At 41.7% G+C, this 16,057-nt stretch carries 13 protein-coding genes and 1 pseudogene; 6 read left to right on the top strand and 8 right to left on the bottom strand.

Annotated elements, in window-relative coordinates:
* Positions 1-42: 42 nt before the first annotated feature.
* Both AB4185_RS03835 and AB4185_RS03840 read right to left on the bottom strand, forming a co-directional pair.
* The gene (locus AB4185_RS03835) at positions 43-1,011 is read right to left on the bottom strand and encodes a glycosyltransferase family 2 protein (RefSeq protein WP_371724451.1); all 969 of its coding nucleotides are present in this window, start codon (positions 1,009-1,011) and stop codon (positions 43-45) included.
* A 29-nt stretch (positions 1,012-1,040) separates the two neighbouring features.
* The gene (locus tag AB4185_RS03840; RefSeq protein ID WP_017065482.1) at positions 1,041-2,774 is read right to left on the bottom strand and encodes a glycosyltransferase family 39 protein; all 1,734 of its coding nucleotides are present in this window, start codon (positions 2,772-2,774) and stop codon (positions 1,041-1,043) included.
* Between the two features lie 181 nt (positions 2,775-2,955).
* Here AB4185_RS03840 and AB4185_RS03845 point away from each other — a divergent pair, with 181 nt between their 5' ends.
* Entirely contained in the window at positions 2,956-4,062 is a 1,107-nt protein-coding gene (locus tag AB4185_RS03845; RefSeq protein WP_241846870.1) for a UDP-N-acetylglucosamine 2-epimerase, read from the top strand.
* 203 nt (positions 4,063-4,265) lie between these two features.
* Here the strand turns inward: AB4185_RS03845 and AB4185_RS03850 are convergent, their stop codons facing one another.
* From AB4185_RS03850 to AB4185_RS03865, 4 genes are all read right to left on the bottom strand, one after another.
* Entirely contained in the window at positions 4,266-4,409 is a 144-nt protein-coding gene (locus AB4185_RS03850; RefSeq protein WP_017059112.1) for a hypothetical protein, read from the bottom strand.
* 25 nt (positions 4,410-4,434) lie between these two features.
* Positions 4,435-4,710: an HU family DNA-binding protein gene (locus AB4185_RS03855; RefSeq protein ID WP_017059113.1), complete on the bottom strand. Its 276-nt coding sequence runs from the start codon at positions 4,708-4,710 to the stop codon at positions 4,435-4,437.
* A 356-nt stretch (positions 4,711-5,066) separates the two neighbouring features.
* Entirely contained in the window at positions 5,067-5,762 is a 696-nt protein-coding gene (locus tag AB4185_RS03860; protein WP_136974849.1) for a VC0807 family protein, read from the bottom strand.
* A gap of 321 nt (positions 5,763-6,083) precedes the next feature.
* Positions 6,084-6,656, bottom strand: a complete 573-nt coding sequence (locus AB4185_RS03865; protein WP_372134893.1) for a YceI family protein — start codon at positions 6,654-6,656, stop codon at positions 6,084-6,086.
* Positions 6,657-6,948: 292 nt separating this feature from the next.
* On the opposite strand from AB4185_RS03865, the gene AB4185_RS03870 reads away from it, so the two are divergent.
* Both AB4185_RS03870 and AB4185_RS03875 read left to right on the top strand, forming a co-directional pair.
* Positions 6,949-7,665 carry a DUF1826 domain-containing protein gene (locus AB4185_RS03870; protein WP_372135070.1) on the top strand — a complete coding sequence of 239 codons (717 nt, stop codon included), beginning with the start codon at positions 6,949-6,951 and terminating at the stop codon, positions 7,663-7,665.
* Positions 7,666-8,009: 344 nt separating this feature from the next.
* The gene (locus AB4185_RS03875; RefSeq protein ID WP_372134895.1) at positions 8,010-9,896 is read left to right on the top strand and encodes a methyl-accepting chemotaxis protein; all 1,887 of its coding nucleotides are present in this window, start codon (positions 8,010-8,012) and stop codon (positions 9,894-9,896) included.
* 106 nt (positions 9,897-10,002) lie between these two features.
* On the opposite strand, the gene AB4185_RS03880 is transcribed toward AB4185_RS03875, so the two are convergent.
* On the bottom strand, positions 10,003-10,404 hold the full coding sequence (locus AB4185_RS03880) for an ACT domain-containing protein (RefSeq protein ID WP_372134896.1): 402 nt from the start codon (positions 10,402-10,404) through the stop codon (positions 10,003-10,005).
* A gap of 127 nt (positions 10,405-10,531) precedes the next feature.
* Entirely contained in the window at positions 10,532-11,425 is an 894-nt protein-coding gene (locus AB4185_RS03885; protein ID WP_017069834.1) for a LysR family transcriptional regulator, read from the bottom strand.
* Positions 11,426-11,585: 160 nt separating this feature from the next.
* Here AB4185_RS03885 and AB4185_RS03890 point away from each other — a divergent pair, with 160 nt between their 5' ends.
* The 3 genes and pseudogenes from AB4185_RS03890 (at position 11,586) to AB4185_RS03900 (ending at position 15,923) form a co-directional block, all read left to right on the top strand.
* The gene (locus tag AB4185_RS03890; RefSeq protein ID WP_372134898.1) at positions 11,586-12,485 is read left to right on the top strand and encodes a Vmh family MBL fold metallo-hydrolase; all 900 of its coding nucleotides are present in this window, start codon (positions 11,586-11,588) and stop codon (positions 12,483-12,485) included.
* Between the two features lie 310 nt (positions 12,486-12,795).
* Positions 12,796-13,611: a TauD/TfdA family dioxygenase gene (locus tag AB4185_RS03895; RefSeq protein ID WP_017059123.1), complete on the top strand. Its 816-nt coding sequence runs from the start codon at positions 12,796-12,798 to the stop codon at positions 13,609-13,611.
* 256 nt (positions 13,612-13,867) lie between these two features.
* Positions 13,868-15,923: pseudogene (locus AB4185_RS03900) on the top strand (response regulator).
* The last annotated feature ends 134 nt before the right edge of the window (positions 15,924-16,057 follow it).

The raw sequence follows: 16,057 nt of genomic DNA on the forward strand, positions 1-16,057 counted from the left end.
CCTGTATTCGTATATTAGACACCAAGCGAAACCCTTAGACGGTTACTTTGATATTTTTGATTTTTCATTCGCTAACCTATCCTCTAGTTTCTCGATTCGGTACAGCAGTTTTTCCATTAACTTGCGATTGAAGCTTACTAGGTCTGCGACAAATCCTACAATCATAGTGAGAAACCCAAGTATTAATAATGTGCTGCCGAGTAATAAGGACTGAATATGGCCATCGCCACCCCCTTCCATGAAAAAGTATAGGAAACGAATGATGGGTAATACACCAACGGCAACCATTATGGCACCTAAAATAAAGAACACACGCAAGGGTTTGTACATTGTGTAGATACGAATTAATGTGGAAATAGACATCCTTAAAAAGTGAGGAATACTTGAAAATAGCCTAGACTCTCTAGTCTTCTCGTTAGTGTGGATTGGAACGGAGATTACACCGAGCTTTTTCGCACTAGCTTGAATAAGCATCTCAATCGTGTAACTGAACTCTGATACTATATTTATTTGTTGTGCTGCTGATCTTGATATTGCTCTGAAACCACTGACTGAGTCTTTTATGTCTAAGCCGGTCGCTTTGGACACGATATAACTACCTAACACTTGAAGGGTTCGCTTGAAAAATGAGAAATGTTTATTGTTATAACCACCTCGGTTTCCGACGACAATATCAGCTCTCTTATTCAGTATGGGTTCGACTAACTTAGAGATTTCAGAGCCATTGTATTGGTTGTCACCATCAGTATTAACAATGATATCAGCTTTCTTATCTATGCAGGTTTCTAACCCTAGGTGAAACGCGTGGGCTAAACCCTTATTTCTCGTGCTCTCTACTATGTAATCCACGCCTAACTGTTGCGCTATAGCAACCGTATCATCTGTAGAACCATCGTCTATAACAAGTATCTCGATTTTATCTATACCTTTGATCTCTTCCGGTATACCTCGGATTACTGATTTGAGGTTACTTCCTTCGTTATAGCAAGGGATTTGAACAATTAGTTTCAATTTTGCCACCTCTATTTATTCTGGTTTGTTTAAAATCCGCTAAACATACGAGATTCTCGATTGCTCTCTTTAGGCCTATATAAATTCTCCCCCCAACGAAGTGTATATGTACCTGTATCTTCGAAAATTTTAATAGTATTTTTTCCTTTTGATAAAGCGACGATTTCTTGTGGGTGGATAACTTTGTTATTTATGATTACTTTTGAATCTGATTCCAAAGTGTAATTACCAGAGATATTTAAGGTAAACGTCACGGCGTTATCCTCTTGAGTTAACAGCAACTCTTTACCTGCAACATAGAGTTCATTCCAGTGACTTATATAATTGTTTTTAATAGCTTTCCTATCTTCTTCTAAAAGAGCCAAATAGATTGATCCCACACTGCTCTCGCTGTGAATGAACTCAAGGTATTCTGAATTCACGATCAAAAATTTAGGTTCGTGATCTTCAATAGCAAGCTTAAGTATAGGCTGTCCTGCTATTAAGTAGTTATCCATCCCCCAAGAGCTCATGAAAAAGCCTTTCTGAGGGTATGATGAGATCATAGAGCACCTATCTATGTAGGCGACAGGTTCAGGAAATATCTTCTGAACAACATTAATAAAATGATACTGATAATCTAAGTTCCGGGAATATTTCAAATAAATACTTTGAAATATTAGGTTAAAAACAAACAAAAAAACAACCCCACGGCTTATTCTCATGTATCGCTTACGAGTTTTTCTTTGATTCCATACCTCCCAAGCTAGGCCGAAATAAATTGCTGAAGGAGCTAATATAAATGAATAAAAGTAGGGGAATGCGTTACGATAAATAAGAATAGATAATAAAGGAAGTATCAAAGTCATGAGCTTTAAGTAATCTAATTTTATTTCAATATTATTATTTTTAATTGTTGAAGATAGGCAGAAGTAAACGCCACAAACTAAAGTAAACCAAAAGCCTAAGTCTGTTCCTAATGTATATATAAAGTAATTAGCTCGAGGGAAAAATAAATTATGGTTTAGTGTTTTGTTTGCCCCACTTAGCATTGATATAGCATCGTTCTCGGTTGTTGATGTAATGCTTTGTGAGTGCCAAAAGTATAGAGATAAAAACAGTAACGTGACTAAAATAAAATATCGCGAAAGGATAATGCTAGTTCTACGTTTTTGGGAAGATTGTACAATGGATAAAAGTGAAATTAGGATAATAGTAGGAAGATAAAATACAGACTTTAGTGTTATAAGGAATGCTATGGCAGTAAGCAATGCAGTAATCAATGTTCGTTTGAAAGAATACTCTAGTTTTAGCAGATAATCTAAACTAGCCATTAAGCAAAAAGTTGCAATAGGGTCTGTCCGAAAACTAGCTCCCATCCTAATTACAAATGAAAATGAAAAGTAAGCTAAAACCGCAAATAGAGAAGCGGATCTACCAAGGTGTCTACGACAAATTCTAAATATAAAAAATCCTGTAGCAATTTGAAGACACAGCATAACATTACGAGCAACAATGATTTGGTTAACCTCATTATCGGATACCCAGCTTAACCAAGTGAAAACATGCACATGGAATGTTTGAAAGCTACTTATCGATTCTCCAGCTAAAAACTGATGAACAAAAGACAGATAGTAGAATTCATCCCAATTAACCTCATAATTGAACGCGGTGTATACTCGAAGAACTATAGCTAGAAATATCAAGGTAAGCATAATGGAACTTCTGCTTACCTTGATATCTCTATTTAATATATTAGGCTTACTATTTGTTTTTTCAAACATTTTCCTTCTACCCTAAACTTCCAAAGACTTTGTTATTTCATCTAAAAGCTCAGTTGCTTTTTCTAACTATAGTACCTTTGAATTTTCTTGTTTTTAGTGAGTTAGAACTTGATTACTTAGACGATTAGCTAACGGTTTGTCGTCTGTTGGGCTAAGATAAAAGTATGAAATAAGCTGTTTTATGGAACTATTGATGATACATATTTTGATTGGTACTCGCGCTCAGCTCATAAAAATGATTCCCATTATGAAAAATCTTCAAGATAGAAATGTTGAATACAATTTTATATTTATGGCACAGCATAGAGAAACTATATTAGAAATATTATTTGAATTTGGAATCAAAGAGCCAGATTATGTTTTATGTGACGATAATAGAGATATCGTTAGCAGTATACAGATGGTTGCATGGTCTATTAAGGTTTTACTTGTCGGTATTTATAATAAACGGGAGTTATTCAGAGGAGATAAGGACGGGATCGTAATGATTCATGGTGATGCCCCCCCATTGTTATTAGGTGCTATTTTGGCTAAAAGCCAGAAATTAAGGGTCGCCTCGGTCGAAGCTGGCTTACGTTCTTTTAATTTACTCAAGCCTTTTCCTGAGGAAATAACTCGTGTTGTTACAGCTAAATTGGGATTAATTGATGTTTTTTATTGTCAGGATCAACTCTCTGCAGAAAACGTAAGTAAATATAATAAACAAGTTGTCAACACTAATGGGAATACTATTGTTGATACTATACAACTTGCTAGCTCTATAAATAAATTATCGACCAATTCTATCTCTGATAAACAAGAACGCTACGCTACTGTCTCACTCCATAGATTCGAAACGATATCAAATATAAGTGGTTTGAAGAAAATAGTGGAACTAATAGAAAAACTCACTAATGTTATTCAAGTTAAGTTTATATTACACCCTCCAACAAGAGAAGCACTTAAGAAGAATGGGCTTTATAGAACTTTGGAAAACAACATCAATCTAGACTTAATTCCTCGTATGACATTTTTGAACTTTAATAAACTCATATCGAAATCTGAGTTTATGGTTACTGATGGCGGTAGTAATCAGGAAGAATGCGCATTTCTCGGAATTCCATGTTTAGTTATTAGAAATGAAACAGAGAGAAAAGATGGACTTGGTGATAATGCAGTTCTTTCATATTTTGACTATAACGTGATTGATAGTTTCATTGAAAACTATTCTGAATATCGTCGCCCGAGTAAAGTTCTCAAGAGAAGCCCCAGTGAAATCATTATCGACAACGTAACTAAGTCATTGTGATAAAACCAGTTTTGATCATCTACTTGGGTGGGTGTTAAGAGTTAGCGATACGTAACCATAACGAACAAACTCATTGTAGTTGCTGACGTCATAGATCACTAAGACAAGCCTATAACCAAAAATGCCACTACAAATCTGCAGTGGCATTAGAACGATAACAAACTATCACCTTGCTTAAACCTAAACTTTAGTTCTTATATAAACTAAAGTTCTAACAGTTTAGCCAGTTCACGCTCTTCGAGAAGCTCTTCAATGCGTTGACGAGTCTTAGGCGTTTCGGCTTGCGCTTTAGTCGACTTGCCTGCTTTTTTGCTTCGGCTCGTTTTCGCTTTTTCCTTAGTCGTCATCGTAATCTTCCTTGTGTTTTTTGTGTTACAGGTTGCACGTCTCTTTTAGTGCCTTGCCCGCTTTAAATGCTGGCGTCTTTGATGCGGCAATCTGAATCTCTTCTCCGGTTCGCGGGTTACGACCAGTGCGAGCAGCTCGAGAGTTAACTTTAAAGCTACCAAATCCAAGGATCGATACGTCATCACCGTTCGCAAGCGAAGTAGAGATACCTTCAACTAGCGCATTTAGTGCTGTGCCTGCTTGGTCTTTTGAGATGTCTGCAGAAGTCGCGATGTGTTCAACTAATTGAGATTTGTTCATAATCTATATTCCTTATTGAGTACGGCTGGCGTCTACCTTTAGCACCTAGCTTATGCGATCTTATCAACAGCAATTGAAATAATGTCAGTGAGCGGGTAGAGCTTTGTAAAGTAACCAACAGAATTGACTATAAAAGCATCTGTCGGTTCAATCAATGCAATTCATTGATTATTATTGGTTTATAGACATGTTGCCCAAATTTACTTGAGAAAAGAGCATTAGGGTTGCCCGTTCGATTCATAATCCAAATCGAAGCTGTCATCTATCACGTTGATAACGAAAGAGTAAAAACAAAGAAGCCCAGCTTAATTGCTGGGCTTCATGTTGTGCTGTCAGAGCGATTTGTTAATTCAGAACTATTTAGTAATAAAAATTTGTTCTGTTTCTAGTGATGTCATCGTGCGAACTTGACGCCAAATGTAGTAGAAAATACCTAACATCATCAGCATGCTTGGGATGGCGATTGCTGGGTAGCTGTAAAGTGTCAGCTTGCCAAGTTCTTCATTAAAGGCAGCGGTGCCAGCAGGGCTAGTCACAATCCAAGTCGCTAGGAAGTAGTTCATAGCTGAAGAAAATGCGAAAGTACTCGCGAATAGGTAGTTGGATGTCATTAGACAACGATCAAACTTTGCTTGGTTACCGAGCTGCTTTAGGCGCTCTTCAATAAGAGAGATATTTAACAGGGCCGGTGTGAAGATAACTTTCTGGATAAACGGGTAGCGGGTGAAGGTAGAGCCAAGAACCGCCAAACCAATTAGACCAGGGATTAATGCTTCTTTTAGTGCTAACCAACGAGTGTCTAGCTCAAAGAAACCAATACCGCCCGTTAATAGCACGCTGACGAAGCCAAGCGCCGCGATGAAGTTGAACTTCTTGTTGCGGATCAACTCCATGCCACCGTAAGCAATAGGGAAGGCTAGTGCGACAAGTAATGCTAAGCCTGTTCCGAGAAGCTCATCTCCACTGAACTTCATTAAAATGAATGAAGGAAGAAAGACGTTAAACACGACTTCGAAAAGAGGACTCGATTTTTTGTTTTCTGTGTTACTCATAATTTCTAAATACATTATGTTATGGATTTATTCTCAGGGATTGTTGTTTACCTCGCCCAAGATGTAAAGCCTTAAGGCGTCATGCTGTGTAACGACATGTGACATCAACGACATCTCTGAGCCTATATAACGCTCAATTTAATACTTTGTGAGGGATGTTTATCTGGCCGACTTGGGGAAATCGAGTGGAAATTTTGGTTTAGTTTATTCAAACCTAATTCAGTTTATTGCGTTGTCGCGTACTCTTACTCACATTCACCGCTCTCAAACGATTGATGAATGTGAAATGAGGGAGAATAGAAAGGAATAGTTATAAGTCCATTATTGGTCGAAAAGTAGGTTAAAGCTTAAAGGGATTTGGTCGGAAATCGCTAATCCACCCACGGTCGCTGAAAGTTTGTTTAGATTCTCTGTCGATATCCCCAAATCAGCGCCGTTGACGATGATTGTCGAAGCTGAGCTAACCATGACAAACCCTGAGGATGGAACCACCACAACTGGGAAATCGATCGTTTTGGTTACGCCGTGTAAAGTAACTTCCGCTGCTACTGTTGTTCTTTTTGGATCACCAGATAGCATCGACGGTTCAACCTTCCCAGAGATCTTCACTTCAGGAAAAGTCATCGATTCAAAGTAGAGTTCATTCAGTCTCTGGTCACGAATAGCGACTCCGGTGCTCACGCTTTTCAAGTCCAATACTATTGAAAACTGACCCTCTTCGGTAAGTCCTCCAGACATAGGTTTGATGGATGCGGGCTCGACAACAAACTGCTTTTTAATGGTCGCGAATGTGATGTTCGATAACTTGGGGTCTAACGTGTAGCCCGTTTCCGCGAAAGATTGAGCGGAGATAACGGTGCATAGGATGCCGAGTGTAGAGATTAGTTTTTTCATAAGTTGTCACCACATTGATGAATTCACAAGTTTAACGCTCTCGAGTCGTGCATTTTTGGAGATCTTTATTTGAACTAAAGATAAATTAGAAAAAGATAGATAGAAGCTTAGTTCAGCATTCATCAAATTACCTGACGAAGGTAGAGCATCGCCATATTATTGGAACCATGATCGGCAAAGTTACTTGTGCAAATTTAGTTATGTTATAACATAACTAAAATTCACTATTACTGTGAACGACGTTTGCAGTATTAAAAGAGAAACGATAAGCATGCATCAAGGAGATGACGTAATGAATGCCGTGTTAACCAAGCCTTTGATAACGAATAGCAATCAGCCACTTAACATTAGTTCCGTTGTGAGTATCAAGGATCAGGCGAATCATAAGCCTGGACTTAGCGCTTCTGAGCAGCCAACGGTATTAGCGGATATCTACCAAAGTGATATTAATATAGCGGTATGGCAGCGACAGTTTAATGAAGGCTTAACGACGGCAATCAGTGAATTTATCGCCTTGAATCCAAACTTTAGTAAATCTGTTAGCGTGTCACCTGAAAATGCTCTCGATAAATTGGAATTTGCCACCGATGGAACCGCTTCTAAAGCGTTATTAGAAAACATGGCAGAGCTGGTGGATATGTTCTGTTGTTTGTTCGATCTTGAAGAAGTAGGGCTCCGTTTGGCGGTTCTGAATAAAGCGATGTGTCCTCGTTTTCATTTTGACCAAGTTCCTTGCCGCTTAGTGACAACCTATCACGGCGTTGCGACTCAATGGTTACCTAACTATGTGGTTGATCGTTCGAAGCTAGGACGAGGAGCTAACGGACAGCCAGATTCGGATTCTGGCCTATACGCTCATGAATCTGATATCCAACAACTTTCGAGTGGTGATGTGGCGTTACTTAAAGGAGAGAGTTGGAGTGGCAATGAAAATGTGGGTCTTGTGCACCGTTCTCCCGTTACTTCATCTGACGAGACACGATTATTGCTGACGTTGGACTTTGGTTGATCAACTTTTGACTATTTAGTCCACGGCCTGTTTCTTTTCAGACGTTCAGCACATTTAAATACCTTCCTAATGAGCTAACGGCATAGCGCGAGCTGTGCCGTTATTACTGCCAAACAAAGACACCCATCAGCTGACCTTGTTTAGCACATTAATTCAAAACTTAGAGTTCACCATTCTCTAAATCAATGGGTTACGATGCGTGCTCTTACTCACACATATGAATAATTCAACCGGTTAGCTGGTTTCTTAATTTATTTTAAAGCGTAAAATATATCCCGCTTGCAAACCGCTTTGGCAACCAATTTGTTCGCCACGGTTTTTTACTTCCAAATTATAGGTTTCCTATGTTCAAGAAACTCTCGCTTAAAAATAAGCTGGCGATTTCAGCCAGTATGGCCATTATCCTGGGGGGGATTTTGGTCGAGGCATTGTCTTTTCGTGCTTCATTGCAAAGGTTGGATACAGAAGTTGAACAGCGTTTAGAGGGCGCATCGGCTTCTTACAATCAATATGTATCGGATTGGATCTTATCCAAAGAGCGTGCGCTTACTTCTCTTTCGAAAGAATCCAAACAAGAAAGCTTGGAGACTCATCTAAAACAGGTTCGTGACTCAGCTTCTTTTGATAATGTCTTCTTGGCATTTCCTGATGGGTCGCAAAAGAACGCGAACGGAGTAGTACTGCCGCCGGGCAATGATGATCCTCGTTTATGGGGGTGGTACACCAATGCGGTTGCGAACCCAAGCAAGGTGTTCATGGATAACCCAACGGTTGCTGCAGCAACTGGGGCGAACGTTGTTTCATTAGGAACAGCAATGCAACTGCATGGGCAACAGGTTGTGTTGGGTGCTGATGTAGAAATTACAGACATCTTAAACAGTCTAGAGCAGGTGATTCTTCCAGGTGAAGGTTACATGTTCATCGCGACCAACAAAGGCACGGTTTATACGCACCCTGACACTAAGTTACTGAACAAGAATATCAGTTCACTTGGGTTAAATTTCTCCGATGTACAAAAGGCTCTGACTAGCGGTAAAGACACTTCTATCGATCTGAATGGCAGCGACTATGTTCTGTACGCACGTGCTATTGACGGAACGAGCCTGATTACAGTGAGTGTTGTTAATCATGACTCTCTGGTTGCACCGTTATTTGATGCCGTGATTGGTCAAGTTTTAGTGACACTGCTGGTCGTCATTGTATGTACCATACTGTTTAACCTTTTGTGTACTATTCTATTTCGTCCGTTGAACCACGTATCTCAAGCATTGGCGCAAATCGCGAATGGTAGTGGTGATTTAACTCAACGCATTCATGTTGAAAACCAAGATGAAGTGGGCGAGTTGGCTCATAACTTCAATACCTTTGTTGGAAGCTTACAGCAGTTGATTGGCCATATCCGTGGGCAGTCAGAACAGCTAAACAGCCAGTCAGAGCAAAGTGCTCAGCGTGCGAACCGTTCGGTGGATGAGCTTAATCATCAGCAGCAAGAAATCACTATGGTCGCGACGGCCGTAACTGAAATGGCGAGCGCCACGCAAGAGATTGCATCGCATGCTGAGCAAACAGCAAAAGCGGCACAAGACTCAGCGACAAGCACTAACAGTGGTCACGCTCTGGTAGTCGACACTAAAGGTTCTATCAATAACCTAGCCAATGAAGTCAACGAAGCGGGTAACGTGATCAGCGAACTTAACAAGCACGCTCAAGAGATCTCGACAGTACTCGCCACGATTCAAGGTATTGCTGAGCAAACCAACTTGCTTGCTTTGAATGCGGCGATTGAAGCGGCTCGTGCTGGTGAACAAGGTCGTGGATTTGCTGTGGTAGCGGATGAAGTACGTGTGCTTTCGCAGCGTACCCACTCTTCAACGGAAGAGATCAAATCAACAATTGATATCCTGCAGCGCACAACGGCGCAAGCGGTTGAGCTTATGGAGAGCAGTTCTAAACTGGCGATACATTCAGTAGAAGATGCAGACAGAGCTTCGCATGCGCTTGAAGAGATCAACACGGCGGTTGCTTTGATCAGCGATATGGCGACTCAAATCGCGACGGCTGCTGAAGAGCAAACACATGTGACGGGTGAAATTACCCAGAACGTGACGACCATTAAAGATGTTACCGACCACCTAGTTGTGGGCGCACAGGACAGCTTAACTGAGTCGAACGAACTTAAGAGCCAAGCCGCTGGCTTAAGTGACAAAGTGGCGACTTTTAAGCTTGCTTAACTGGTTCGCTCACTGATGCCTGATCAGTGAGTGCACGTTAAGCAATAAGCCAAAGCGACGTAGATTACGTCGCTTTTTTTGTGTCTGTGAACAATCGAATTCTTTACTAATCTACTTCTGAAAACTCTTTCAGCGCACTCATTGCAGCTTCTGCTTTGTCTTTTTGAACGAAGATGTGGTCGTGATAAAAGCCCGCAACCACGTTAGCGCTAATGCCGTAAGAGCCAAGCTTTGTCGCAAACGCCGCCGTTAATCCAACCGCTTCAAGGCTCGAATGTACCGATAAAGTGATAAGGCTAAATACACCGTCGAAGTTTAGCTGAGCTTTGGTCGCAACGTCTTCTTCCAGAACCAGCGTTAAACCTTCTTTCTCACGAAAAGTTGAGATTGGATTGAGCTGAACATAGTCTGTTAACGCTCCGTCGACAGTACAGAAAACATAGTTGCCTTCAATGAGTTCTGGTGACATGGATTTCAGTAGAAGGTCTAGGTCGGTAATGGCAGTCATAGTCAGTTTCCCTGTGTAATCGCGTTTGTTTATGGTGTTGGATAATGCAGCCAAGATAGAATTTAGCTCTGCATAAGTAAAATTAATAATACTTATTCCACATCAGTATCGTTAATGTCGAGCTTGCCTACCAGCTTGTCGACTGTTCCATCTCGTCAGATAAATGGTCGATAAAGGCTCTTAACAGCGGTGTGACTTGTTTACGTGTTCCATAAATAGCATGCACACCGAGCGTTTTAGGTTGCCATTCAGAAAGCAGTGGCACTAATAGACCATCACGCATCAAGGTTTCCACTGAAGGGAAGGGCAGTAAACAGATACCGTTGCCTTTGAGTGTGGCAGAAAGCAGAACCTCTGAGGTGTTTGCACTGATATTCCCTTTAATCGGAACCGATTCGAGCCCATTGGGGCCATTGAACGTCCAAGCGGTTTTGCCAAAGTAACTGAACGATAAACAGTTGTGGTGCGCTAGATCTTGGGCTTCTGTGGGTGTGCCTTTCTCTTTTAGATATTGAGGCGATGCGCAAATCACGGAGCGGCATTCACCGATCTGCTTCGCGACAATATTGGGCGTCAGTTCGTTGGTTATGCGAATGGCCAAATCGATGCGTGACTCAACCAGGTTGACGGTCTGATCAGTCGAGATAATGTCGATAGAAACCTCTGGCCATTTGGCGATGAAGCGACTAATTGATTCCATCAAGAAGCTATCGACAATCGAGTAGCTCGCAGTAATACGCAGCTGACCTTTTAAATGCTCTCGGTTTTGGTTTCTGATCCCAGCTAGGGATGTTTCCAGTGCCAAAAGTTCTCTGGCGACCTCAAGTGTTTCTTTACCTGCGCTGGTTAAACTCAAGCTTCGTGTTGTTCTGTGAAGCAAGCGTGTGTCCATCCATGCTTCTAACTCACCCAAATAACGAGTGACCTTGGTTCGTGAGAGATCAAGGTGCTCTGCCGCAGCGCTTAAACTGCCACGTTCCACTATGGTGACAAAGACATTCATTGCCTCGAGTTTATCCATTGTTTTATTGCCTAGAGAATTAAACCGACCTCAGTATATGTCCGAAAACTGCAATAGTTAAAGTCAATTTGATATCTATTTCATCTAAAAACAATCAAATAAGATATTTGGACATTCAACGAGTTGGCAGGTGTTCAACTCCAAGTATCGGAATAAAGCCATGAATACGTTATCGAAAAACCTGTTATCAAAAAGCATGCTTTTAGGAACCATAAGCCTAGGAACCGTGCTGGCATCAAGTGTTGCTTTAGCTGTGGATCTGAACATCACTCATTACAATCCGGGTGAAAACGCGATATTCCCCGCAAGCTCTGTGTTGGTCGCGGGTGAGAAGGAAGTGATTTTGTTTGATGCGCAATTTAGCGTCGCAGATGGGCAAAAGTTGGTGGATCAAATCAAAGCGACTGGCAAAGAGTTGTCGATGGTTTACATCAGCAGCGGCGACCCAGATTTTTATTTTGGCTTAGAACCTATAGTAAAGGCGTTTCCAAACGTCGAGATCGTTGCCAGTGAAGCGGTTGTTGCACATATCAAACGCACTAAAGATGCAAAGCTCGAATACTGGGGCCCAATCTTAGAAGACAACGCACCGTCTAAAGTCATTGTTCCAACCGTGCTTAACGACACCACGCTGAGCATAGAAGGTGAAACTATCGAAGTGAGAGAAATCAATACACACCAAGCTTATCTGTGGGTTCCATCTGAAAAAACGGTGTTTGGTGGCGTGTCGGTGTATAGCGGTGTGCATGTATGGATGGCAGATACTGCATCGAAAGAGATTCGTAGCCAGTGGTCACAATCGTTGGAGCGTATGAAAGCACTAGAGCCAGAGGTTGTAATTCCGGGTCACTATTTAGGTGAAATGCCAACAGGAATAAATGCAGTTCACTTCACGAAGGATTATGTGGCTGATATTGAAAAAGCGTTGGCGAGCAAAAGTAATCCAACATCGGTCGAGATCAGTGATTACATGAAGAAAGCCTACCCGAAATTTGAGGCTACGGAAGGCGATTTAGAACTTGGCGCGAAAGTGCTAAGCGGCGAGATGGCTTGGCACTAGAGTTGATTATCTCGGTTGTGTCCCAGAACAGTCTGAAGATTGTATGCTAGATTTATTGGTGATACACAACTGGAGATATCGATGATCTGGCTTTCAGTGAAAGTACTACAGATTGGACTTGTCTATGGATACAGGAAGTATCAAAAAACGAAAAGAGCTCCAGCTTAGGAGCTCTTTTTTTGTTTCGGAGAGACGACTTTCTATTTCAAGTGAGAAAGAAAATCAGCATTTACCCGGTTTACAGTTAGTAGTCAGATTAGCCTAGTAGCCAGATCCGCCCTGCAACTCAATATCACCAATAAGCGAAAGTATGTTGAAAATAGAACCCATTACTCCTCACATCGGCGCTCGTATTCACGAACTAGAGCTTTCTACATGCAGTGCTGATGAACTCGATAAGGTGTATCAGGCACTTATTGCCCATCAAGTGATCTTTCTCGACGGGCAGACTTTGTCTCCAGAACAACACTTGATGATTGCACAGCGCTTTGGAACGTTAGAACCTGCACATCCTTTCTTCCCTCGCGTGGAAAGTGCGCCACAGGTGAGTGTGATTGAAACAACCCGTGGCAATGCGCCAAAGGAAAGTTATTGGCATACCGACTTAACGTGGCGCAGCTTGCCGTCGAAAGCTTCCCTGTTGCATGCTCAACACATTCCAAGCATTGGTGGTGACACTATCTGGTGTTCTATGACTGCGGTTTTTGAATCTCTACATGAAGATATGAAAGCTAAGTTGAGAGGGTTGTCGGCGACTCATTCGCTTGTGGCCTTTGAAGGTATAGAATCAGAAGACATTGATCTCGATTGGCACAAATCCTTGATTAAAACAGCACAGGAGAATCCGCCAGTGGTTCACTCTGTTGTTCAAGTTCATCCTGAAACGGATAAAGAAACGCTCTGTATCAATGAACAGTTTACTCGTTATATCAACGAACTCGACCGCAAAGAGAGTGATGTTTTACTCAGCCAACTGTTTGAAATTGCGAGACGCCCTGAGTTTCAAGTTCGTTTCAAATGGGACAACGGCTCAATGGCGATCTGGGATAACAGGGTAACGCAACATTACGCAGTGATAGATTACGGGGATACTCCAAGAAAAATGCATCGAGTAACAGTGACATAGCGGTAAGCTGAACACAGTTATCAAAAGAACACCGCGCATGCCCATCCCTGAACCAAGCACTCGTACTTAAATTTAAGCGTCAGCAGGGTGCATCATTCATCTACGCTTAATAATAAAAACAAATGCGTTGGTACATATTTGATTGAAACCTCACTGCTCGGACGTGATGTGTAATATAATCGGCGCCAAAATATAAGTATAAAAACCAAATCATAGAATTAATAAACGTCAGGGCTTAGAGAGCAAAGTATTTCGTATGAACGCGATTCGTAAAGTTTACCAGTACGCAGAACCGAATTTAACCCTCGTGGGTTGGATGGGCTTTGTCGGCTTCCCAATTTACTACATTGTGTGGGAGTTTTTGTTCCCGCAACCCTACGAAAACTTAGCGCTTCGCCTGTTTTGCTCGGTATTGTTCTTTGGCATTATATTTCGCAATCGCGTCCCATTTGAATGGCGAAAATACCTTCCGGCTTATTATCAAGTTGCCGTAACTATCTGTTTGCCAGGTTTCTTCTTCTACATGCTGCTAATGAATAATTGGTCCAACGTTTGGGTTATGTCATTCATGTCGGCTATTTTCCTCCATATTTTATTGGTGCACGTGACGAGAGTGATGTTTGCACAAACCTTTGCCGGTATTGGGATTGCTACCTTGTGCGCTTGGATTGCACAAGGCTTCTACCTCGAACTCACAATGGATTGGACGCATGTGCCAATCTTTTTGTTTATCTACTTATTCGGCAACTTGTTCTACTTCCGCAATCAGGTGGAACATGAAAACAAGGTGTCATTGGCGAAGTCTTTTGGTGCGGGTATTGCCCATGAGATGCGAAACCCTCTAAGCGGATTACTTACCTCTATTGATGTCATGCAGTCCATATTGCCGAACCCTAAAAGTGGCGATCAAAAAGGGCAATATGCGTTAAGCAATGAAGAAGTGATTCAGTTGCGTGAAGTGGGCGATGAAGCGATGGAGATCATTCATTCCGGTAACGAAACGATAGATCTGTTACTGACTTCAATTGATGAAAACCGAGTCTCTCGATCTACGTTTAAGAAGCATTCAGCGCAAGCGGTGGTTGAGGATGCGATAGACAGTTTCAATTACAAGCGCTCTGCTGATAAGTCAGCAATCTCCTTGGATGTGCAGAGTAACTTTGAGTTCTTGGGTAGCGACACCTTGTTGAAATACGCCATGTATAATCTGTTCAAGAATGCGTTCCATCATCGTAGCCCTGAAGATTTTCATATTCATGTCACCATGTTCAGTGATGAAGTGACGAACCAGATAATGGTGACGGATAACGGCTCTGGTATTTCGAGCGATATCATTCGTCGTATTTTCCAAGACTTTTACACCACAGGCCAGTCGGGTAATTACGGTTTAGGTTTGCCATTTTGTCAGAAGGTCATGCGCTCGTTTGGTGGTGAGATTAAATGCCAGTCTGAAGTGGATCAATGGACACAGTTCACGATGATTTTCCCATCTTTGACTTCCAATTCGGTAGAGGAAATCAAGAGCGAACTGACTAAACTCAAGACGGTGCTGATGATCAGTGATCAGACAGTGCTTTCCAGTAAAATGACTGAAATCTCTCGCTTTATGGGTTTTGACCTAGAGATTTTGGATGTGGCATCAGCGCTTCAGAATAAGGAATATCAATTTGAGTTCGACTTGATTTTCGTTGATATGGAGAGCTTGGATTTAAGAGCTAGTTGCCTCGATAAGATTGAATCGTTACTTTCGTTCACTGAGGCGCGAATCATTTACTTGTATGAGCGTCATCCTATCAAGCGTGTACGTAACATTTCTTTCGAGCCTATTTGGGTGGAAACACAAGTCTGGCTACTAAATACTGAAGCGACCATTGACCATTGACCGTTTACTGTTTGACTCCAACTACGTGATGCCATCGGTTGCTGTAAAACCGCTAGAGGCCACCACTAGACGTACGATTATGGTGGTCGATGACAATGAATCTCTACGCCGATTTACGGCAATGTTATTGGAAAAACAGGGCTTTGATGTTGTGCAAAAAGAAGACGGACAACAAGCCTTAGATGCGCTTGATACCGACGAAATCGACTTGATCCTAATGGATATTGAAATGCCAATCATGGACGGTGTTGAAGCTTCTCGCCGAATTCGCAGTGCCGACAAAGAATACTCTTCGGTGCCGATTATTGCTCACACGGGTGACAGTTCTCCCGTTACCTTGGAAAAGATGGAATCATCAGGCATGTCGGACTTTATTGTTAAACCTGCCGATAAAAACCGACTGTTTGATAAAATTGCTCACTGGATTTAGCGGGTGTAATAGTCTGAAGTTCACGGCCATTGGGTAGACATAGATTCAAGAAAGAGCTCAGCGAATTGCTGGGCTCTTTTTGTATCGCGACATGATAGCGTCCATTCAGTCCTGCCGTTGGTGTTGGTTATAAA

This window comes from Vibrio sp. 10N.286.48.F5 (assembly GCF_041469785.1).
GTDB lineage: Bacteria > Pseudomonadota > Gammaproteobacteria > Enterobacterales > Vibrionaceae > Vibrio > Vibrio crassostreae_C.

Coding starts and splice junctions, on each gene's coding strand:
- AB4185_RS03870 (WP_372135070.1), top strand. CDS start 6,949: ATGAATGCCGTGTTAACCAAGCCTTTGATAACGAATAGCAATCAGCCA.
- AB4185_RS03885 (WP_017069834.1), bottom strand. CDS start 11,425: ATGGATAAACTCGAGGCAATGAATGTCTTTGTCACCATAGTGGAACGT.
- AB4185_RS03845 (WP_241846870.1), top strand. CDS start 2,956: ATGGAACTATTGATGATACATATTTTGATTGGTACTCGCGCTCAGCTC.
- AB4185_RS03850 (WP_017059112.1), bottom strand. CDS start 4,409: ATGACGACTAAGGAAAAAGCGAAAACGAGCCGAAGCAAAAAAGCAGGC.
- AB4185_RS03840 (WP_017065482.1), bottom strand. CDS start 2,774: ATGTTTGAAAAAACAAATAGTAAGCCTAATATATTAAATAGAGATATC.
- AB4185_RS03865 (WP_372134893.1), bottom strand. CDS start 6,656: ATGAAAAAACTAATCTCTACACTCGGCATCCTATGCACCGTTATCTCC.
- AB4185_RS03860 (WP_136974849.1), bottom strand. CDS start 5,762: ATGAGTAACACAGAAAACAAAAAATCGAGTCCTCTTTTCGAAGTCGTG.
- AB4185_RS03895 (WP_017059123.1), top strand. CDS start 12,796: ATGTTGAAAATAGAACCCATTACTCCTCACATCGGCGCTCGTATTCAC.
- AB4185_RS03880 (WP_372134896.1), bottom strand. CDS start 10,404: ATGACTGCCATTACCGACCTAGACCTTCTACTGAAATCCATGTCACCA.
- AB4185_RS03890 (WP_372134898.1), top strand. CDS start 11,586: ATGAATACGTTATCGAAAAACCTGTTATCAAAAAGCATGCTTTTAGGA.
- AB4185_RS03855 (WP_017059113.1), bottom strand. CDS start 4,710: ATGAACAAATCTCAATTAGTTGAACACATCGCGACTTCTGCAGACATC.
- AB4185_RS03875 (WP_372134895.1), top strand. CDS start 8,010: ATGTTCAAGAAACTCTCGCTTAAAAATAAGCTGGCGATTTCAGCCAGT.